The following is a 19,808-nucleotide window of genomic DNA, read 5'->3' as shown; positions in this document are numbered from 1 at the left end:
GGTTGCATTAAGTAACAAGAATGTTGCGCTGCTCCATAGTTTCTGTGGGGTGAGTCATAGCCATATGGCATGTGCGCCTTGAAACATGGCCAATAGCGTTGCGCCTGTGCCACAGTGCGGCATTGACTGATCTTTACGGGCGGTCGAGCGTGCTGCCGACCCTGGCCGATGGAGCTGTGATGCCGCCTGTTTTGATCCTGTTTCCGGCTGCTTGTTTTGACTGATGCTGCATTGACTGAGGCGGCCGCGCCCGTCGTACGGCCGGGCCTTGGCCGCATGGCGCTGTATGTGCTGCTCGGCTTCTCCGCCGGCTTGCCGTTCTACATGTTCTCGACTGTCCTCGCGCTTCGGTTGACCGAACATGGTGTCGGGCTGGTCGTGATCGGCTTCTTCGCCTGGGTCACCTTGCTGCCAACCTTCAAATTCCTCTGGGCGCCGTTGCTTGACCGGTTCGACGTGCCGGGTTTCGCGCGCTTCTGGGGCAAGCGGCGCGGCTGGATCATGCTGTCGCAGCTCGGCATCTTCACGTCGATGACGGCGATGGCGTTCACCGCGGCCGACCGGAGTCTCGCAGTCACCGCGCTGTTCGCCGTGTTGCTTGCCTTCTGGACCACGACATTGGAGGTCGCGGCCGATGCCTGGCGCATCGAACTGGCGCCAACCCAGGACGAGCAGGGACCGATCGTCGCCGCCAATCTGTGGGGATATCGCACCGCGATGGTCGCGGCCGGGAGCGGCGCGTTGCTCGTCGCCGGCAGTGCCGGCTGGACTGACGCCTATCTCCTGATCGCGGTGGCGGCGTTCCTGCCGTTTCCGCTTCTGGTGGCGATGCGGCCCGAGGTTGAAGGCGGCGGCGGGCGCTGGGTCGCGCTGGTAACCGGCATCGCGGCAAGTATCGGCATTCTGGCTGTGACGGCGGCGGTGACGGCGGCGATCGGATGGGGCGTTCTTGACCTCGCCGTATGGGCCGGGATCAGCGAGAAAACCAACGTGACTCGCGCCGTGCTGGGGGTTTGCCTTTTGCCATTCATCATCATGGCGCTGATGCTGCCCAAGATTCGTCGCGCGCCACCCACTGCCTGGTTCCGCAAATCACCCGCGGTCGGCCCTTATATTGATATCTTCTGGCGTTACGGATTGGGCGCGCTGGCGATCCTTGTGTTCGTCTCGCTGTACCGCATGGGTGATGTCCTTGCGCTCACTCTCTCCAAACCCTTGGTCAAATCGGTCGGCTACACACTGTTCCAGATCGGCAGGGCGGATGGGGCGGTTGCCCTGCTGTCGAGCATGGCGGGTGTGGCGCTTGGCGGCTGGCTGACCACGCGCTGGCCGCAAGCCTGGACACTCACGCTGGGCGCGATCCTCGCTGCGTTCGGCAATTTCGGCTTCATCTGGCTGGCGCATCAGGCGCCGGGCGATGTGGTGCTCTACATCGCCACCGCCGCCGATCAGTTCGGCAACGGCATCGCCGGTGCGGTGTTCGTCGTTTATCTCTCGATGCTGGTGAACCCGCGTTATCCCGGCGCGCAATATGCCTTTCTGTCGGGCTTCGCTTTCCTGTTGCCACGGCTGCTCGCCGGCGCATCAGGGTCGATGCAGGGGGTGATCGGCTATGACGGCTTTTTCCTGCTGTCCGGCGTGCTGAGCCTCGCCGCGATCCTGTTCGTGCCGATCATCGGCCGGATGCAACCGCGCGCGCCGGATCACGAAACGATATGATCGAGGACCTGGTCGAACGGGCTTTCGCGCCCGCGGCGGCAGCGGTCGCCGATGGACGCATTCCGGGGGCCATGCTTGGTGTGCTGACGGCTGACGGACAGCGTGCGGTGAAACTCACCGGCCATGCAGCATTGGTGCCCGAACCGGAGCTGCTGACTGAGGCGCACTGGTTCGATCTGGCGTCGGTGTCGAAGGTCATCGCCACCACAACGATGATCCTGCGCCTCGCCGATGAGGGGCGGATCGACCTTGACCGCCCGCTGACCGACGCGATCCCCGACCTGCGCCAGTACGACGTCCTGGGCGCTGCCGAACGCAAGCTCACCTTCCGCGACTGCCTCGCCCATCGCAGCCATCTGCCGGCGGTCGAGCCGATCTACACTTATGGCGACGACCCCGCCCGGCTGCGCGCGTTCGTGCTGCAGCGTGAGTGGAAGCAGGGCCCGTCAGTCTATTCCGACATCAATTACATCCTGCTCGGCATTGCGATCGAGCGCATCACCGGGGCCTCGCTCTCGGCCTGGCCGCTCGGCCCCGGCCTCAGCTATGGCCCGCCGCCCGGACCTGCAGTCGCGACCGAGGCCTGCACGTGGCGCGGCCGCGTGCTGAAGGGCGAGGTGCACGACGAAAATTGCGCTGCGCTCGGCGGCGATGCGGGCCATGCCGGCCTGTTCGGGACAGTCGCGGGTGTGCTCGATTTCGCGCAAGGCCTGCTCGACGGCAGTGGCGCATCACCGGCGATGCTCAAGGCGATCCGCGAGCCGGCCAATGGCGACCGCACCTGTGGCTGGGAACGGCGCTTCGCCGGCTGGCCTGGCGGCGATGCCTGCTCGCCCGAAACGATCGGCCATACCGGCTTCACCGGCACTGGCTTGTGGATCGATTTCGAGCGCGGCCTCGCCTGGACCCTGCTCACCAACCGGGTGCACCCGACGCGTCACCGCGACAGCGGCATCTTCCTGCTGCGGCCGGAGGTCGGGGATGCGGTGGTGAACGCCTGTGACGAAGCACGTGTCTAGGGCGGTGTTAACTTAGTAGCTGATATATAACGATATTATGCGAACTTGTCGCCGAAACGGTGACCTGAAAGATATGACACAACTGGTGTCCCATATCTCCCCGTCGCTCCGCGGAATTCGGTCTCCACGGCTCCGTCGCTGATGGCGATTCAACCATCGCACGGGATCGGACATAGGATCCCTTGCCGGACTTATACCGGCGCGCTCTTTCTTAGCGTTGGAAAACAGGATCGCCGCAGCGATGGCCTTTCGGAACTCAATTCTCCGCCGCGATCAGCTCCAGCGCACGGTCGATCAGCCCGGTCGCGCTGGTCCCCTCGGGCATGTCATTGGCATAGGCGGAGAAGATCAGCGTCCGCCCGCTCCTGCCGGTCATATAGCCTGACAGCGCCGAGCTGGCGTTGAGCGTGCCGGTCTTGGCGAAGAGTTTGCGCTCGAGCGTGGTGCCGATGAAGCGCTTGGACAGCGTCCCGTCCACCCCGGCGATCGGCAGCGTTGCACGATAGGCCGCACCCCAGGGCTGGCCGGCAATCCAGCGCAGCAGGATCGCCACGCCGCGCGGTGCGACGCGGTTGTAGCTCGACATGCCCGAGCCGTCGGAAAAGTCATAAGCGGTGCGCGGCACGCCGGCGCGCTCCAGCATCGCGCGCACTTCGGCGGCGCCGTCGGCGATTGATCCGCTGCCGTTGCGACGGCCGATCCGGCGCAGCATCAGTTCGGCATGCAAATTCTGGCTGACCTTGTTGATCAGCGTCAGATCCTGCGCCAGCGGTGGCGGGGTGAGCTGGGCCAGTACCGGCTCGCGCGGCGGACGCGGGGCGGGCGCGCCCTTGCGGATCGCCGGGTCGTCGGTCGGGCTCAGCGGGCGATGCCGCGCGGTCACCGTCCCGGTCACCCGCACGCCGCGCGCTTCGAGCATCTGCTTGAAGGTCCAGGCGGCATGAAGCGCCGGCTCATCGATGCCGAGGAGCAGTATTTCGGGTTTGGCACCCGCCGCGATCGTCCCGCTCAGGCTGACCAGCTTGCCGTTCGCCGCACGGTCGAACTCCAGATCGGTCTTGCCCGTCGCCACCGTCACCGCAGTGTTGAAAACATTGTAATAGGGTGACAGATCGACCAGCGGCTTGGCGCCGACCGCGCCGGGCGTCACGCGCAGCGGCAGTTCATTGTCGTCAAGCGTCAGTGCCGACGTGGCGGTACCCGATCGCGTCGGAATGTTATTCCAGCTCATCCCCGCGCCCCAGCGCTGGTTGGGATACAGGCTGTCATCGCCGCGCACGTCATGCACCACGCGCGTTCGGGCAGCGACCGCGTCGGCCAGGGTGGCAAGGCAATCACTGGTGCAATCCGCCGCGCTGGACAGGAATGCGTCGCCACGGCCTTCCAGGACCAGGTCAGGCGCGCCTTTTCCGGACGGCTCGAGCCGTACGGCTGTGCCGCCATCGGCATCCGGCTGATCGAGCCCGCTCAGCGTGGCGAAGGCGGTGGCGGTGGTGAAGATTTTGGTGTTCGATGCGGGGATGAAGCGCTGATCGGGATTGACCGCGATGATCTCGCGCCCGTCGTCGGTCGTGACGACCAGGCCGAACCGCGTGCCGGGTGCCGCCTCGGCCAATGTCGCTGCGACGCGCTGCTGAAGCGGCGGCGCGTCCTGCGCGACAAGCGGGGAAGCAAGCATGAGCGCGAACAGCGCGGCGGTCAGTTTCGATGGCGTCATGGCCCGAGCCTAGAGGGAATGACGCGGGGAGCAACCGGGCACCGCTCATTCAGAGCGTTGGCGCGGCCATAACCGATGCGCATGGCTGCGGCGTTCCACGCTTGTCGGAGCGAGGCGCGCGGGTCAGAACAGCCGGCATGGGATGGCAAACCGCTTTTCGATTGATCGCCTGCGCCGCGGCGCTGGCGCTGACCGGTGCATCGGTGCCGGCCGCACCCGATGCGCTGGCGCAGGCGCTCGCCTTGCCGGTGGCCGGCGACCTGACCGGCGCGCGCGATGTGGCGCGCTTCGCCTGGGTCGAGAACGCGGCTGGAGCGCGCAATGTCTGGGTCGCCGATCGCGGTACGCCGGCGCGGCGGATCACGTCCTTTGCCGAAGATGACGGGCAGCAGCTCTACGATGTCACGCTGAGCAGCGACGGGACGCGCATCGCCTTTGTGCGCGGCGGCGATGAGGAATTTCCCGACGGCTCAATCCCCAATACCGGTGCCGCGACGACGCTGCCGAAACAGCAAGTCCTTGTCGGCACTACGAGCGGCGGTGCGCCGGTTGTGGTGGGTGAGGGACATTCGCCGGCCTTCGCCCCGGACGGCACCCGGCTGGCCTATACCCGCAAGGGCGCGATCTGGCTGTGGGACGGAACCACCCCGCGCCAGCTCGCCAGCGTCGCGGGAGAGGTGACGCGGCTACAATGGTCGCCAGACGGCACGCGGCTGCTGTTCGTCGACAATCGCGACGATCACAGCTTTGTCGGGCTGCTCGATCTTGGCGGGACGACTGTCCGCTATCCCGATGCCTCGTTCGGCTTCTCGGTTGAGCCGGTCTTCTCCCCGGACGGCAAGCAGATCGCCTTTATCCAATATGTCGATCCCCCGGCCGGCGCGGCGCAAGGCGGCCCCTATTGGTCGCTGCGCGTGGCCGACGCCGCAGGCGGCGCATCGCGCGTATTGTGGAGTGCCCCGGCGGGCGAGGGCGGGCGCTATTACGGCACGCGCAGCCGCAACCTGTTCTGGGGTGCCGACGGGCAACTCGTCTTTCCGTGGGAACGGAGCGGCTGGGTGCACCCCTATGCGATCGACGCGGCAAAGGGCGGCGAGCCGCGCGATCTGACTCCCGGCGCGTTCGAGGTCGAGGGCTTTCTGCTCGGCCGGGATGGACGGTCGTTGATCTATGCAGGCAATGCCGGCGACATTGACCGCCGGCATCTCTGGCGCGTGCCGCTGTCCGGCGGCGCACCGGTTCGTGTGACGCAAGGATCGGGCATTGAGAGCTTCCCCACGCCGGGGGGCGACGCGCTGGCGGCGATCGCGACCGACGCGACGCACCCCGCGCATCCGGTGCTGGCTGACCACGCCCTGACGCCGCTTGGCCGGAAAGTTGCCGCACGCGGTTTCGTCACGCCCGAGCCCGTGTTGTTCAGGGCGGCGGACGGGGTGGAAGTCCACGCTCAGCTGTTCCGCGCCCCCGGCCCCGGCAAACACCCAGCGCTGATCTTCGCGCATGGCGGGCCGCGGCGGCAGATGCTGCTCGGCTTCCATCCGGGGAACTATTATTCCAACGGCTATATCTTCAATCAGCATCTGGCGGCGCAGGGCTATGACGTGCTGTCGGTCAATTATCGCAGCGGCACCGGCTATGGCCGCGCCTTTCGCACTGCGCCTGAGACCGGACGTGGCGGCGCGTCGGAATATCGCGACATCCTGGCCGCCGGGCGCTGGCTCGCCGCACAGCCGCGGGTCGATCCGGCGCGGATCGGCATCTGGGGCGGCAGCTGGGGCGGCTATCTGACGGCGCTGGCGCTGGCGCGGAACAGCGACCTGTTCGCCGCCGGCGTGGATTTCCACGGTGTGCACACCATGCTGCGCCCGGTCGAGGACAATCTCTCGCCCGATGCGCAGGCGGCTGCGCGTGCGTTGCAATGGAGTTCGTCGCCGATCGGTTCGATCGACCAGTGGCGCTCGCCGGTGCTGGTGATCCATGGCGACGACGACAAGAATGTCGATTTCGCCCAGTCGGTGCTGCTGGTGCGCGAACTGACCGCGCGCCGGATCCCGTTTCGCTTCCTCACCCTTCCCAATGAACGGCATGATTTTCAGCGCTACGCCAACTGGCTCGCCGGCTATCACGCGGCCGACGCGTTCCTGGCGCAGACCCTGATGCGCAAGGAGCCGCTACCCTGATCTGGCTGCGCAATTCGCTGGCGCTGGTCGCGGCGATGGCCGGGATCGGGTCGCCATCGCTCGATGAGCGCGCCACGCTAATCCGCGGCGCACGCGTGTTCGACGGCAGCGGCGCACCGGCGGTGGTGGAAAATGTCCTGATCCGCGGTGACCGCATCGTCGCGGTCGGCAAGAAGATACGCGTTCCGGCCGGCAGCATGGTGATCGATGCGCGCGGCCTGACCCTGATCCCCGGGCTGCACGATCTCCACACCCATATGCGCTCGCCCGCGTTCGACGGGCCCGACGATCTGCCCAAATCCTATGCCGGCTATCTCCGCCACGGCGTGACCACGGTGAATGAATTCTCCGTCTCGGGCGAAATGCTCGAACCGATCCGCGAGATGACCGGCCAGTCGACTGGGAAACCGGGCACGGTGACCGCGCCCAATCTGAAGCTCGCGATCCGCTTCGGCGTACCGGGCGGGCATGGCACCGAATATGGCTGGGGCAATTTCTTCACGCTGCAGGTGCAGACGCCGCGCGCCGCGCATCTCGCCATGGCCCGGGCGCTGGCTTACAAGCCCGATGTCATCAAGGTGTTCGCCGATGGCTGGCGCTATGGCCGCGGCCCGGGGCTGGACAGCATGAACCAGCCGACGCTCGCCGCGATCGTGCGCGATGCGCATGCCGCGCACATCCCGGTGATCACGCACACCGTCACGCTGGCCGGCGCCAAGCTCGCGGCATCGGCGGGCGTCGATGCGCTTGGCCACGGCGTCGGCGACGCGCTGGTCGATGACGAACTGATCGCGCTGATGAAGGCGAACGGCACCGGCTATGTCCCGACCCTGGTGGTGTACGAACCGCAACAGGATCGCAGCTTCACGCCAGCCGAATGGCGCGAATTGCGCCCGCCCGAACGCGCGCAGGAACAGCAACGGCTGGACCGGGCGATCGAGCCGATCCCCGAGCTGGATGCGAAACGCTGGACGATCATGCGGGAGAATGTCCGGCGGCTGAAGGCGGCCGGGATCCGCATCGGGGTGGGCACCGATGCCGGGATCGGCGGCGTCTATCATGGCTCCTCCACGATTCGCGAGATGCGCTGGCTGACTCTGCTCGGCCATACGCCGGCCGAGGCCCTGGCGGCGGCGACCGCGACCAGCGCTGGCATCTTGCGCGAAAGCGCCGACCATGGCCGCATCGCGCCCGGCCAGCGCGCCGATCTGGTGCTGGTCGGCGGCAAGCCCGACGAGCGGATCGACGATCTCTACGACATCCGCCGCATATTCGTGTCGGGACGCGATGTACCGCTGAAGCCACTTCGGGACGCGCTCGACAGCGATGCGATGTCGCCCTTGCCGCTGCACCGCATGGCGGGACCGATCGATACCGGCGCGGGCCGGAGAGGGCGCACTGATCTCGACACCTTGCCGGTCGAAAGCACGGATTCGGGCGTGGATCACAGCCATCTCGATTTTGCCCGCCCCGATCAGGGTGAGGATAAGAGGCTGTTCATGGTCGCGCATCTCGGATCAGCGCCCAAACCCTATGCGCAGTTGATCCTGCCGCTGACCAAAGGCGCCGTGCAGCTCGCCGATGCGCGCGGCTTCGCCGGCGTGGCGTTCGAGGCACGCGGCGCGGGGCAGTACCGGCTATTGTTCGACAGCTATAGCCTGGACGGGCGCGCGAACTTCGAGGCGCCGTTCGTGGCGGATCAGAGTCGCCGCGAAATCCGCATCCCGTTCAGCGCCTTTCGCAGCCGGGACGACAAGGCAGCACTCGATCTCGCGCGACTGCGTGCCCTGATCGTGCGGCTCGATGGCCAGCCCGACGGCAAGGCATGGCTCGAACTGGCCAATTTGCGCTTCTACCGCGCCGAACCCTGACGGTCAGCGGCCGGCGGCAGCCTTGGACAACAGCGACGTGGCGCTGATCGTGCGGGCAATGCCTTGCAGGAAGGACACCGGCCCGGTCTGATGCAATGCCCGACCGCTGCTCAGCGCGCCGTCGATCACGACGCTCATCTGCAACGCGAAATGGTGGGGGTCCGCCATCCCCATCTCGCTTGCCAGCGCCGCGAGACGCCGGCGCAATTCCGCCTTGTGCGCAACCGCGACCTTGCGCGCCGGATGAGCCTCATCGGCATACTCGGCTGCAATATTGATCTGCGGGCAGCCGCGATAACCGGGCCGCGCGACGCGCTCACCGATCCATTCCAGCTGTGCGTCGAGTTCCTGCGCCGGCTGGCCGATATGGGCCGTGGAGACGGCATCCCATTGCGCCCAGAAATCCCGGTCCTCATTGTGCAGAAACGCCTCGATCAGATCGTCCTTGGTGCGGAAATGCCGGTACAGGCTGGTCTTGGCGACGCCGGCGCGCTCGACGATCAGGTCGACGCCAATTGCGCGCGTCCCTTCGCGATAGAAGAGATCGCCTGCCGTTTGCAGAATCCGGTCGCGCACGCTCGCAGCGGTGTCGCCCGGCTCGGTCTGGCTCTGTGTCACTCTGTCCAACCTCATGGAATCCGGTCGCTGCCGGCATTGCTACACCGGAACGCTTGACGACGCTACAGATCTGTATCACAAGAACAGACAGGTCTGTAGCGTTGGAGCGAATATCATGGGCATCGCGAGTGAAAACAAGATCGTGGCCGTCATTGGCGCCGCCGGCCATACCGGGCGCTTCGTTGTCGCCGAGCTGAAGCGGCGCGCCCTGGGCGTGATTGTAGTCGGGCGCGACGAGCGGAAGCTTACGCCCGAAGCGGCTTCACCGGACGTTACGCTGCGCGCGGCGCGGATGGATGACCCTGCCTCGCTCGACGCTGCGGTGGCGGGGGCGGCCGCAGTGATCAATTGCGCCGGGCCATTCATGGACACCGCGATTCCGGTGATCGACGCCGCGCTGCGCGCCGGTATTCCCTATCTCGATGTCGCCGCCGAACAGCAAACGGTGCAGGCCATCATCGCGACACGCGATGCCGCCGCCCGGCATGCCGGCGTCGTGCTGCTGCCGGCCGCGGCATTTTATGGCGGGCTCGCCGACCTGCTTGCCAGTGCGGTCCATGACGGATCCGAGCCGGTCGACGAGGTGACCGTGGCGATGTTCCTGGACAGCTGGCATCCGACCAGCGGCACGCGCGTGACCGGCAAGCGCAATACCGCCAAAAGGCTGATGCAGCGACAGGGCCGGCTGGAGGTGATTCCGGATCCGGCGCCGACCCGACACTGGAATTTCCCTGCGCCGTTCGGGGATCAGGATATGGTCATGCTCCCGCTCACCGAAATGATCACGCTCGCGCATCACCTGCGGCCCGACACGATCGACAGCTGGATCAATCTGGCCCCGCTGCGTGACCTCCGTGACCCGGCGACACCGCCGCCGAAGGCAAGCGATGCGCAGGGCCGATCGGCGCAACTCTTCGTCATGGATGTGCTGGTGCGAAAGGGCGATCAGGTACGCCGCGCAACCGCCAGCGGCCAGGACATCTATGCCGTCACCGCGCCGATCATCGTCGAGGCGCTCGAGCGATTGCTGGCCGGCGAAGCCCGGGATAAAGCAGGCGTGCGCTCGCTCGGCGATGCTTTCGATGCCCGCGCCTTTCTCGATGCGCTGGGACCGGATACGGTGCGGGTCGTTTATCAGGACGCGGTGCAGCCTTCACCCGAACGGGGCGCTTGTCGTCCTGGCGAATGGCAAGGCTGAATGGTTTTACGCCTCGCCGCTTGCACCTCGGTCATCCCGAAACGGGCTTCACGATCCAGGTCGGAGAAACTGGATCAGCAGCGCGATGCCGTAGAGTGCTCCCGGAAATCCGAAGCTGGCGAGCAGGGGGAAACCTTCAGCGCCACCGACCCGTGACGTTAGGTAGAAGAATCCGCCCACGATCAGGGTCATGCAGGACCATCGCAGAAAGAAGCCGCGCGCAGCTCGCCCAACAGATATTTGTTCGGCTTTGATCGCATGCGCGCCTGAAGAATGTGCGGCGAGACGCAGCCAGGCTCGGGCGTCAATTTTGAGCGTCCCGTTGGCGGGGTTCCCGAACGACAATTTGGTCATTGGTACAAAAAAGAAGGTCTTCGCTTCGGTGCGGATTTCCTGCCACGGAACAAAGAAAGGTTTCTGGAAGGGGCCGAACAGGCGGGAGATGCCGACGCGTAGGCCGGAGGGGCCGGCGCTCAGGGTCAATATGCCGCTTAAGGCGACGCCAGGCCCCATCGAGCCCGAGCGAGCGCGGAGCTTGAGCAATATTGGCTCATTGCCGGCGGGATAGTGCTGCTGGAGCGTGAACCATCCGGCCATCGCGCCCAGCATTGTGGTTATCATCAGCCACCCGCCAATGAAAAGCACTGGGAATAGGAAGATAAAGAGCCGCGCCGATTGATCGTTCATCCGCAAATGTCCCCATAATGATTCGGCTCTTCCAATGACTTGGATCCAGAGGGGCGTCGTTGGAAACCTCCACCGTCAAGTGATGATGACGTCACGGGCAACCTGTCGGGTTCATCGGTTCGACGGTTATGGTAGGACATCCGCGATGAGCGACCACCGGCAACTGGCTTTATGGGCGGCGGACTGTGCCGAGCGGGTGCTGGATCTGTTCGAAACCCTGCATCCCGATGACGCCAGGCCGCGACAGGCAGTCCAGGCGGCGCGGCAATGGGAAAGCGGCGGTCTGGCGATGACCAGCGCGCGGGCGTGTGCCTTTGCCGCCCATGCGGCGGCGCGCGACGCTGCCAGTCCTGCCGCATCCGCCGCCGCCCGCGCGGCCGGGCACGCGGCGGCCACCGCGCATGTCGCCACTCATGCCCCCCACGCTGCGACCTATGCACTCAAGGCCAGGGCATTTGCGGGAGGGGAGGTTGAGGCAGAACGGAACCAGCAGCGCCTGTCCCTGCCGACCCATCTTCGGAACCTTGTACCATGAGCTGCATTCACGGCGTTGAGGCAGGGAGATCACCACCATGGGCGACAAACGCATCGACGCGGCTTCGCGGATCATCAATGCCTCACCACAGTCCCTGTATCGTGCCTTTGTCGACGCCGACGCCTGGCTTGTCTGGCTGCCGCCCAAGGGCATGACGGGCAGCATCGAGCTGTTCCAGCCTTTTGAAGGCGGGCGTTACCACATGACGTTGACTTATGACGAGTTGCCGGCCGGGGCATCGGGCAAGGCCTCGGCCGATTCCGATGTGGTTCGCGGGCGGTTCGTATCGCTGATCCGGGACCAGCGCGTCGTGCAGGTCGTCGAATTCGAGTCGGACGATCCGGCCTTTGCCGGCGAGATGACCATGACCTGGTCACTGACGCCGGTGCCCGACGGGACCGAAGTGCGCATCATTTGCGAGAATGTACCGCCCGGGATTAAGCCGGAGGACCATGCAGTCGGGCTCGGCTCGACGCTCGACAATCTTGCTGCCTTTACCGAATAGCGCGTGGCGAGGGGCTCGCCGATTCAACACGGGTCGCGATCATGGCATTGCCATGCCCGACGGATCCACCGCGGACACCGGCGCGCTCTTTGACATGGTTGGACAATAGAACAAGCTGGCTGATAGCTGGCTGATAGCTGGCTGTTATTTGATAACAGCCAGCCACCTGGTAAACTTCTGAAAATCATAGTGAATTCTGGCGCGGACGTTGGAATTAACAGCCAGAAAAAAAGAAATCAGCGAATAACAGCCAGGAACAGCCAGCTTTTCTTGCGGACAGTTAGAGCGATTTCGAGCTGAGTTGATCCATTCCCTTCCGTTCGCCCTGGGCCTGTCGAAGGGCCATTCTTCTCTTTCCGACACAGAAGAAGGACGGTGCTTCGACAAGCGCAGCACGAACGGGGAAGGTGATGCCAGCCAGGTCGATGAGACTCTAGACGTAATGCGGCTCGCCGCGCTCGTGCAGTTCCTCATAATGGACCAGTACGGGCTCAGGACCCAGCGGCGCCGGCTCGCCGTCGCGGAATGCCCATTCGCCGCGGTCGCAATCTTCGGCGCGGACATAGCCGTTGATGTACAGGCGGCGGCGATGGGTCGACCGGTTGGTGCCTGAACCATGGACCAGATAGGGGCTCCACAGCGCCAGGTCACCGGGCTCGAGCACCACATCGACCGCATCGTCCGGCGACAGATCGGCGGAGAGCAGCGCGGAATCGCTCATTGACCGGCCCAGCACCTCGATCGAGGAATCCAGCTCGAGATTGCCGCGCAAATGGCTGCGCGGAATGAAGCTCATGCAGCCAGAATCATGCGTATGCGGGTCGATCGCAAGGCCGGTCTGGATATAGGAGGTGCCGAGATTGCGGTACGCCGCATCCGGTTTGCGAAAGCGCGAATCCTGATGCCAGGCGAAATCGCCCTGACCGCCCGGCGTTTTCCAGTGCAACTGGTTGATGATCTGCTTCAGGTCGCGGCCGATCAGCGGCTCGAGGATACGGGCGATGCGGCGATCGGTGCGCACCGCATTGAGCACCGGCTGATGATAGGATGGCCATTGCACCATCCTGACGACCGGGCCATCAGCCCCATCCGCGACATTGTAGAACAGATTGCCGTGCCGGAAGCTGCGACCGTGCTGCACGCCCTCGGCATGAATCTGATCGACCGCCGCGCCGATCGCGTCGATGTCGGCCGGGGTGAACACGCCGCGCACGATCGCATAGCCGTCACGGTGATAGGCGGCGGCGATGTCGTCCTGATCCCTGCTCGCCATTGCCACTCCTTCCATCGCTCGTTCAATCGTCGCGCCGCGACCGGTAAATCTCTTCGTCGAGCTCGCCTTCCCAGCGCGCGACGGTCGTCGCGACGGTCAAATTGGCGCTTGCGCTCGGTACGGTGCGGGTCATGTCGAGCAGCCGGTCGAACGGCAGCACGAAGCCGACCACCAGCGCGGTCTGCTCAGGCGGGATACCGACCGCCGACAAGACGGCAGCGAGCATGAACAGCGAGGCGGACGGAACCGGTGCGGTGCCGAACGCGGCAAGCGCACCGGTCAGCAGCACCAGGCCGTACACGCCAGGGGTCAGCGGCGTGCCGAACGCCTGCAACGCGAACATGCTGAGCAGGCCGACATACATTGCCGTCCCGTCCTTGCCGATGCTCGCGCCGAGCGGGAGGACGGTCGAGAAGACCGGCCGGCCGACGCCGAGATTGCTCTCCGCCACGCGCATCGCGACCGGCAGCGTGGCTGAGCTCGACGCGGTCGAAAAGGCGACGACCAGCGCGTCGACGATGCCGCGGAAAAAAGGCAACACGGGCAGGCGGGCGGCGAATTTCAGCAACAGGCTGTGCACGACAAGGATCTGGATCAGCGAGCCGAGCACGACGGCAAGCGCCAGCCAGCCGACATGCACGAACACCGCCGCACCATTGGCCGCGACCGCGCCGGCGATCAGCGCGAAGACGCCGAACGGTGTCGCTTCCATGACGATGCCGACGATCTTGAGCAGCACGGCCGAGGTCGATTGCAGCAATGCGGCAAACGGCTTGCCCGCCTCGCCGGCAACGACCGTGCCGACGCCCAGCAGGATCGCGACGAAGATCAGCGCGAGCATGTCGCCCTTGGCCAGTGCATCGACGATGTTGAGCGGCACGATGCCGATCAACTGGTCATAGGGCGTGACCGCAGGGCCGAGCGCATGCGCGACGGCGGTGCCGAGTGGTGCGTCGACTCCGGGCCGCACCAGTGCAGCAACCAGCATGCCGACCGAGACGGCGATCGCCGTGGTGAAGGCGAACAGGCCAATGGTCTTTGCGCCGAGTCCGCCGAGACGCTTGGGATCGGCCAGTGCGGTGATGCCCGAGGCGATGGTGATCAGCACGATCGGCGCGACCAGCATGCGGATCGCGCGCACGAACAGCTCACCCATGAACGCGACCGCCGGCGTTGCCGACGGCCAGACCAGCGCGAAGATCAGGCCGAGCGCGAGCGCACCCAGCACGCGCTTCCACAAGGCGATCGCGAACCAGGTGCGGAGCAGGTTCAAGAACAGCTGCCCGGGGTCGGCGTGCGCGGCAGGGCACGGCCGGCGGCCCGCTTGGTCAGCACGCCATTGCCCACCGCGACCACGCCATTGACCAGCACGGTGCGCACCCCGACCGCCAGCAGCGTCGGCTGCTCATAGGTCGCACGCGGCGCGTAGCTTTTGGGGTCGAACACCACCACATCGGCGAACGCGCCGGCCTTCAGATGCCCACGACCCTCGAGATGGAAGGTATCGGCGGCCAGCGTCGAACTCCGCTCGATGAAGTCGCGCAAGGTCAGCACCTTATCGGCGACGACATATTTGGCGTATTTGCGCGCATAGGTCGCATAGACCCGCGGATGACCGGTCGAGGCATCCGATCCGGTCATCACCCAGGGCTGCTTCATGAACGCGGCGATGTCGGGCTCGATCTGGTTGAACGAGGCGACAGCCGGGTCGCCGATGCGGATCACCGCGATCGCCGTGGTCAGCGGGTCTTCCTTGCGCGCCTTGGCGATGTCGGCCAGCGTGTGGCCCTTGAACTGGCCGGCGGTGATCAGCAGCGACGCCGCGCCGCCGCGCTTGCGCAACGTCTCGGTCATGCCGGTGCGCAGTCTCTCGGCAAGCTTGGGGTCGTCGAAACGCTTGAGCAGCGCGGGACGCCCGCCATCCTGCGCCCAGAGCGGGATCAGCGATGCGGTCAGGCTCGTGCCCGATGCCGACCAGGGATATTGGTCGGCGGTGACCTCTTGTCCCGCGCGCCGTGCCGCCTCGACCTTGGCGATGATCGCGCCGGCCTGGCCCTGCACGTCCACGCCGAGCGCCTTGATGTGCGAGATATGCACCGGCAACTTGCCCTCGCGCCCGATCGTGATCGCTTCGTCGATCGCCGCGGCGAGGCCGACGGTATAGCTCGATTCATCGCGGATATGGCTGTCATAGACGCCGCCATGCCGGCCGGCTTCGGCCGCCAGCGCAACCACTTCATCGGTTTTGGAGAAGCTTTGCGGCGCATAGAACAGGCCGGTCGACAGGCCCATCGCGCCCTGGCACATCGCGGTCGCGGTCAGCGCCTTCATTTGCGCCAGTTCAGCGGCCGTGGGGGCGCGGTCAGCGGCGCCGACCACTTTCGAACGGACCGCGCCGAACCCGACATAGGCGGCGAAATTGATCCCGACCGGCTTTGCCGCGACGCTGCCCAGCACCTTGGCGACATCCGGGGAACCGCCGCCGTCATTGCCGATGAATGCGGTCGTCACGCCCTGCATCAGGAAAGGCGGGATCAGACGGGTCGCGGGGTTCGGGGAGGCAAGCGCATCGCCCATATGGGTATGCGGGTCGATAAAGCCCGGCGCGACGACCATGCCGGTGGCGTCGATCACGCGCCTGGCCGTGACATCGGCATGGGCGGCAACCACCTGGATGCGATCTCCGCTGATCGCGACATCGCCGACGAACGGCGCGTCCGATCCGGTATAGATGGTGCCGCCGCGGATCAGCAGGTCGACGCTTTGCCGCGCCGGCGCGGCACCGCACGCGCTCGTCAGGATGGTCGCCACAGCCAGGACGCGCGCGATGCGGTTCATATCGTTCCCCAAAATCCTGTAGCCGGCGGGGCGAGCATCCCGCTCTCGTCCGTGACACCGCCGGGTCGATCCTCCCTGAGCCAGATCGGGCCGTCAAGATCGACGAAATCCGACAGGCGCGCGACGTGCAGGGCAGGGGCGATCGACAGCGAGGAACTGACCATGCAGCCAGTCATCAGCCCCAGCCCGCGCGCGCGCGCTGCGAAAGCAAGCTCAAGTGCAGCGGTCAGCCCGCCGGCCTTGTCGAGCTTGACGTTCACATGACTGTAACGGCGCGCGATCACGTCGAGATCGGCGGCGACATGGACCGATTCGTCGGCACAGATCGGCACGGCCGATGTGAAACCCTCAAGCCACGCATCATTGTCGGCCGGCACCGGCTGTTCGAGCAACGCGACGCGGGCCTCGATCAGGATCGGCTGCAGCGCTTCGACCAGCGCCTGGTTCCAGCTCTCATTCGGATCGACGATCAGCGCGGTATCTGGCGCAGCATTCCGGACCGCGCGGATTTGCGCGGCGGGAGCGTGGGCATCGACCTTGACCTTGAGCAGTGGCGCGCTGGCCAGCGCGGCGGCGGCGCGCGCCATCGCCTCGGGTGTGTCGATGACGATGGTCAGCGCGCTCGCCAGCCGCTGCGGCTCCGGCGCGCCGATCAGGCTGGCCACATTCCTGCCCGACTGGCGCGTTTCGAGATCCCACAGCGCGCAATCGACCGCATTGCGCGCGGCACCGGGCGGGAGCAGCGTCAGCAGTGCCTGCCGGTCGGCGCCCGCCTCGATCGCCACCCTTGCGCCCTCGATCGCGGCCAGCGTGCTCTCGATGCTTTCGCCGTAACGGGGATAGGGTACGCCTTCGCCGCGGCCGATCGCGTCACCGTCGCCGATCGTCACCGTCACGACATCGGCCGCCGTCTTGACCCCGCGCGCGATGCGGAACGGCGCGATCAGGTCGAACCGGTCGTGCTGCGCCTGGAGCGTGCGGCTCATTGCAGCAATCGGTCGATCACGCCGTCGAGGCCGAAGCGCATCGGATCGGTGCAGGGCAGGCCCTGTTCGTCTGCCGTGGCGTTGCACAACGCGCGCGCCGTTTCGAGGTCCATGGCCGAGGTGTTGAGGCAGATGCCGACCGCACGGACGCCGGGGCTGGTCAGCCTTGCGACCTGCAGGTTCATCTCCAGGCATTCCTTGATGCCGGGCAGGGCGCGTCCGGGAATGCCGCGCATATGGCGGCGGACCGGATCGTCGCACATTACGATCGCCTCGGGTTGGGCGCCATGCAGCAGCCCGGTCGAGACACCGGCGAACGACGGGTGATACAGCGACCCCTGCCCCTCGATCACATCCCAGCCGCCATCGCCGCGCGCCGGGGTGAGCTGCTCGATTGCACCGGAGATGAAGTCGGCGACGACCGCATCGACCGGCACGCCGGCGCCCGCGATCAGGATGCCGGTCTGGCCGGTCGCGCGGAAATCGGCGGTCACGCCGCGGGCGCGGAGGGCTTCGGTCAGGGCGATCGTGGTGTACATCTTGCCCACCGAGCAATCGGTACCGACCGTCAGCAGCCGGTGCCCGGCGCGGGCATAGCCGGTGCCGACGACCAGGTCCGCAGGCGGGTCGCGGACGTCGAACAGCTGCAGGCCGCGTTCTTCGGCCAGTGCGGCGAGCTGGGGTACGTCGCGCAGGCGCTGGTGCAGGCCAGCGGCGACGTTCATCCCGGCCTCAAGCGCGGCGACGGCGTCGGCGATCAGATCTTCGCCCATCGTGCCGCCCGAATTGGCGATGCCGAGCACCAGCGTGCGCGCCCCTGCTGCCGCGCCCTCGGCCAGCGTCATGCGCGGCAGATCGAGCGTGAACGGGCAGTCGTCATAGCGGAACTCGCCGACACAGGCGTCGCGGCGAAAGACTGCGAGACCGCGCGAGGTCTTGATGCCGACGGGATCGGTGCTGTGACCGAGATACAGGAGATAGGGAGCAGGGATCATCGCCATGAGCCTATCCTCGCCTCGCGCGTCTCCGGCATAGTGAGTGAAAGGCCGGCTATAGCCTGGCGTTATGGCGCGTCATGGCGTGTCGATCACCCGCGCGAGCATGTTGAGGAAGTCGGTGGCGAGTGCGGTCGGCGGCCGGTTGATCAGGAACATGGCGTGCACATCGAACGTGACTTGGGGCTTGAGCGGCCGGATCGAGAGACCGGGTACAAGCGATGCCTGGGCCGTGAAGCTATCAACCACGGTCATGCCCACACCCTGCCGCACCAGCGCTGCGGCGATGTAGAAGGTGCGCGCCGACACGACTTCGTCAAGTTCGAGGTCGAGGCGCTGTAGCTCCTGGGTGAAGAGATGACCGATCGGGCCGCTGCCCGCCACACTGATGAAGCGCCGGCCGCGCAGCGCCTCGAGCTCCACCCGTGGCGGCGCATCAGGCATGTCCTGTTCGCGGTACAGCACGACCAGTTCGCCTTCACCGAGCCAGCGGTGGCTGATCGGCGTTGCCGGCGGCACTTCAAACGCAAGCGCAATGTCGGTCTCGCGTTCGTAGAGCTTGCGCAGCAGATCGTCGTGATGGACAGTCTGCAGGTCGAAGCGCACATTCTCGTGGTTGCGCAGGAAGCGCGAAACGGCGGTCGGCAGCGCGTCAAGCGCCAGCGACGGCAGCGCCGAGATGCGCAACATGCCGGTCGCGCCGCGTTTCAGGTTCCGGCCCGCCTCGCGCAACGCATAGACCCGGTCCTGGATCTCGCTGACTTCGCTGAACAGCGCATGCGCATCCTCGGTCGCGACCAGACCGGCATTGGTGCGCTGGAACAGCGGGAAACCGAGCAGCGACTCGGCATGGCGCAGCATCTTGGACACAGAGGGTTGCGAGACGTTGAGCGCTCGAGCGGCGGCGCTGACCGAACCGTTGACGTAAACGGCGTGGAAGATCTCTATATGGCGCAGGTTCATGGATTACGGGCCTTCGGCATGCCGACAGCCTAGAACGGTTTGAAAGGGAGGGGAACGGCCCGCTTCCGCATCGCCTAAATCTGCACCAGCCATCCCGCTCCCGACAGGGAGCGAGAGCAGCGGCGATCGTTAATACCAATGCGTGCGAAAGAGCTCTTAGCCCTCGGTGCCAACCACCCGGAGATGACCATTACCGTGCGCCATCTTCTTCAGGCCGGGTAATGCCGTCATCATGTCGGCGATCATTGCATCACGGCCCGCCAGCGACAGGGCGCCACTGGTCGCCCTGAGATCGGGCGCAACGGCAAGGTAGCCGGCCAGCGCATGGCGGCGCACTTCATTCTCGGTCTCGGCATCGAGCGTGTCGCCCTTGGGCATGACCAGCACGACGTTGAGATTGGTCTTGCCGCGCGGCTGCGCGAAATAGCCCTCGATGATCTTGCCACTGCCGAGCGCATAACGCCCCTTGAATGTGTTGATGCGCGCATCCGAGGGGGCGATCGTCGCGGCCATTGCGGGCGCGGCGATGCCGCCAATTCCGGAGGTCACGATCGGCACGGCCGCGATGCCCGCGACAACCTTACGACGATCGACCGCCTTTGCTGCGAGCTTTTCCACCGACGATACAGTAAGATCAGTTTCGTTCGACATGTTTGCCCCCAATGTCACGCAATAGCTGAACCGGCAGCGTAACGACAGATCGA

Annotated in this window: 17 protein-coding genes; 7 read left to right on the top strand and 10 right to left on the bottom strand. The window is 65.9% G+C overall.

What is annotated here, in order from left to right; translation table 11 throughout:
- Positions 1–231: 231 nt before the first annotated feature.
- Both ACRECS_RS09340 and ACRECS_RS09335 read left to right on the top strand, forming a co-directional pair.
- A complete protein-coding gene (locus ACRECS_RS09340) occupies positions 232–1,719 on the top strand; it encodes a permease (protein WP_431582686.1) in 1,488 nt (495 codons plus the stop codon).
- Positions 1,716–2,738, top strand: coding sequence for a serine hydrolase domain-containing protein (locus tag ACRECS_RS09335; RefSeq protein WP_431582685.1), 1,023 nt, complete (start codon positions 1,716–1,718; stop codon positions 2,736–2,738). Before ACRECS_RS09340 ends, ACRECS_RS09335 begins: the two co-directional genes overlap by 4 nt.
- A gap of 256 nt (positions 2,739–2,994) precedes the next feature.
- On the opposite strand, the gene dacB is transcribed toward ACRECS_RS09335, so the two are convergent.
- Positions 2,995–4,455 (bottom strand): D-alanyl-D-alanine carboxypeptidase/D-alanyl-D-alanine endopeptidase, encoded by a 1,461-nt coding sequence (gene dacB / locus ACRECS_RS09330; protein ID WP_431582684.1) that lies wholly within the window; start codon positions 4,453–4,455, stop codon positions 2,995–2,997.
- A 137-nt stretch (positions 4,456–4,592) separates the two neighbouring features.
- On the opposite strand from dacB, the gene ACRECS_RS09325 reads away from it, so the two are divergent.
- Complete coding sequence (locus tag ACRECS_RS09325) at positions 4,593–6,635, top strand: S9 family peptidase (protein ID WP_431582683.1); 2,043 nt, start codon at positions 4,593–4,595, stop codon at positions 6,633–6,635.
- Between the two features lie 35 nt (positions 6,636–6,670).
- A complete protein-coding gene (locus ACRECS_RS09320; protein WP_431582682.1) occupies positions 6,671–8,506 on the top strand; it encodes an amidohydrolase family protein in 1,836 nt (611 codons plus the stop codon).
- A gap of 3 nt (positions 8,507–8,509) precedes the next feature.
- On the opposite strand, the gene ACRECS_RS09315 is transcribed toward ACRECS_RS09320, so the two are convergent.
- A complete protein-coding gene (locus tag ACRECS_RS09315; protein ID WP_431582681.1) occupies positions 8,510–9,124 on the bottom strand; it encodes a TetR/AcrR family transcriptional regulator in 615 nt (204 codons plus the stop codon).
- 115 nt (positions 9,125–9,239) lie between these two features.
- Here ACRECS_RS09315 and ACRECS_RS09310 point away from each other — a divergent pair, with 115 nt between their 5' ends.
- The gene (locus ACRECS_RS09310) at positions 9,240–10,322 is read left to right on the top strand and encodes a saccharopine dehydrogenase family protein (RefSeq protein ID WP_431582680.1); all 1,083 of its coding nucleotides are present in this window, start codon (positions 9,240–9,242) and stop codon (positions 10,320–10,322) included.
- Between the two features lie 48 nt (positions 10,323–10,370).
- On the opposite strand, the gene ACRECS_RS09305 is transcribed toward ACRECS_RS09310, so the two are convergent.
- Entirely contained in the window at positions 10,371–11,009 is a 639-nt protein-coding gene (locus ACRECS_RS09305) for a hypothetical protein (RefSeq protein ID WP_431582679.1), read from the bottom strand.
- Between the two features lie 145 nt (positions 11,010–11,154).
- On the opposite strand from ACRECS_RS09305, the gene ACRECS_RS09300 reads away from it, so the two are divergent.
- Positions 11,155–11,544, top strand: a complete 390-nt coding sequence (locus ACRECS_RS09300) for a putative immunity protein (RefSeq protein WP_431582678.1) — start codon at positions 11,155–11,157, stop codon at positions 11,542–11,544.
- Between the two features lie 37 nt (positions 11,545–11,581).
- The gene (locus ACRECS_RS09295) at positions 11,582–12,049 is read left to right on the top strand and encodes an SRPBCC family protein (protein WP_431582677.1); all 468 of its coding nucleotides are present in this window, start codon (positions 11,582–11,584) and stop codon (positions 12,047–12,049) included.
- A 433-nt stretch (positions 12,050–12,482) separates the two neighbouring features.
- Here ACRECS_RS09295 and ACRECS_RS09290 read toward each other — a convergent pair whose 3' ends face one another.
- The 7 genes from ACRECS_RS09290 to ACRECS_RS09260 all read right to left on the bottom strand — a co-directional run bounded on the left by ACRECS_RS09290 (position 12,483) and on the right by ACRECS_RS09260 (position 19,755).
- Positions 12,483–13,322 carry a phytanoyl-CoA dioxygenase family protein gene (locus ACRECS_RS09290; protein WP_431582676.1) on the bottom strand — a complete coding sequence of 280 codons (840 nt, stop codon included), beginning with the start codon at positions 13,320–13,322 and terminating at the stop codon, positions 12,483–12,485.
- A gap of 22 nt (positions 13,323–13,344) precedes the next feature.
- Positions 13,345–14,595, bottom strand: a complete 1,251-nt coding sequence (locus tag ACRECS_RS09285; RefSeq protein WP_431582675.1) for a dicarboxylate/amino acid:cation symporter — start codon at positions 14,593–14,595, stop codon at positions 13,345–13,347.
- Positions 14,592–16,160: an N-acyl-D-amino-acid deacylase family protein gene (locus tag ACRECS_RS09280; RefSeq protein WP_431582674.1), complete on the bottom strand. Its 1,569-nt coding sequence runs from the start codon at positions 16,158–16,160 to the stop codon at positions 14,592–14,594. The genes ACRECS_RS09285 and ACRECS_RS09280 overlap by 4 nt, the downstream gene beginning before the upstream one ends.
- Positions 16,157–17,146, bottom strand: coding sequence for an N-acetyl-D-Glu racemase DgcA (gene dgcA / locus ACRECS_RS09275; RefSeq protein ID WP_431582673.1), 990 nt, complete (start codon positions 17,144–17,146; stop codon positions 16,157–16,159). The genes ACRECS_RS09280 and dgcA overlap by 4 nt, the downstream gene beginning before the upstream one ends.
- Complete coding sequence (dgcN, locus tag ACRECS_RS09270; protein ID WP_431582754.1) at positions 17,143–18,141, bottom strand: N-acetyltransferase DgcN; 999 nt, start codon at positions 18,139–18,141, stop codon at positions 17,143–17,145. The genes dgcA and dgcN overlap by 4 nt, the downstream gene beginning before the upstream one ends.
- 78 nt (positions 18,142–18,219) lie before the next feature.
- Positions 18,220–19,104 carry a LysR family transcriptional regulator gene (locus tag ACRECS_RS09265; protein WP_431582672.1) on the bottom strand — a complete coding sequence of 295 codons (885 nt, stop codon included), beginning with the start codon at positions 19,102–19,104 and terminating at the stop codon, positions 18,220–18,222.
- Between the two features lie 156 nt (positions 19,105–19,260).
- Positions 19,261–19,755, bottom strand: a complete 495-nt coding sequence (locus ACRECS_RS09260; protein ID WP_431582671.1) for a hypothetical protein — start codon at positions 19,753–19,755, stop codon at positions 19,261–19,263.
- Positions 19,756–19,808: the final 53 nt, after the last annotated feature.

The organism is Sphingomonas sp. (genome assembly GCF_050725575.1).
Taxonomy (GTDB): Bacteria; Pseudomonadota; Alphaproteobacteria; order Sphingomonadales; family Sphingomonadaceae; genus Sphingomonas.
This window is presented reverse-complemented; position numbering and strand designations above follow the sequence as displayed.

What these genes read in the sequence shown, in the direction of transcription:
- ACRECS_RS09335 (WP_431582685.1), top strand. Translation starts at nt 1,716, where the DNA reads ATGATCGAGGACCTGGTCGAACGGGCTTTCGCGCCCGCGGCGGCAGCG.
- dacB (WP_431582684.1), bottom strand. Translation starts at nt 4,455, where the DNA reads ATGACGCCATCGAAACTGACCGCCGCGCTGTTCGCGCTCATGCTTGCT.
- ACRECS_RS09325 (WP_431582683.1), top strand. Translation starts at nt 4,593, where the DNA reads ATGGGATGGCAAACCGCTTTTCGATTGATCGCCTGCGCCGCGGCGCTG.
- ACRECS_RS09320 (WP_431582682.1), top strand. Translation starts at nt 6,671, where the DNA reads ATGGCCGGGATCGGGTCGCCATCGCTCGATGAGCGCGCCACGCTAATC.
- ACRECS_RS09310 (WP_431582680.1), top strand. Translation starts at nt 9,240, where the DNA reads ATGGGCATCGCGAGTGAAAACAAGATCGTGGCCGTCATTGGCGCCGCC.
- ACRECS_RS09305 (WP_431582679.1), bottom strand. Translation starts at nt 11,009, where the DNA reads ATGAACGATCAATCGGCGCGGCTCTTTATCTTCCTATTCCCAGTGCTT.
- ACRECS_RS09300 (WP_431582678.1), top strand. Translation starts at nt 11,155, where the DNA reads ATGAGCGACCACCGGCAACTGGCTTTATGGGCGGCGGACTGTGCCGAG.
- ACRECS_RS09295 (WP_431582677.1), top strand. Translation starts at nt 11,582, where the DNA reads ATGGGCGACAAACGCATCGACGCGGCTTCGCGGATCATCAATGCCTCA.
- ACRECS_RS09290 (WP_431582676.1), bottom strand. Translation starts at nt 13,322, where the DNA reads ATGGCGAGCAGGGATCAGGACGACATCGCCGCCGCCTATCACCGTGAC.
- ACRECS_RS09280 (WP_431582674.1), bottom strand. Translation starts at nt 16,160, where the DNA reads ATGAACCGCATCGCGCGCGTCCTGGCTGTGGCGACCATCCTGACGAGC.
- dgcA (WP_431582673.1), bottom strand. Translation starts at nt 17,146, where the DNA reads ATGAGCCGCACGCTCCAGGCGCAGCACGACCGGTTCGACCTGATCGCG.
- dgcN (WP_431582754.1), bottom strand. Translation starts at nt 18,141, where the DNA reads ATGATCCCTGCTCCCTATCTCCTGTATCTCGGTCACAGCACCGATCCC.
- ACRECS_RS09265 (WP_431582672.1), bottom strand. Translation starts at nt 19,104, where the DNA reads ATGAACCTGCGCCATATAGAGATCTTCCACGCCGTTTACGTCAACGGT.
- ACRECS_RS09260 (WP_431582671.1), bottom strand. Translation starts at nt 19,755, where the DNA reads ATGTCGAACGAAACTGATCTTACTGTATCGTCGGTGGAAAAGCTCGCA.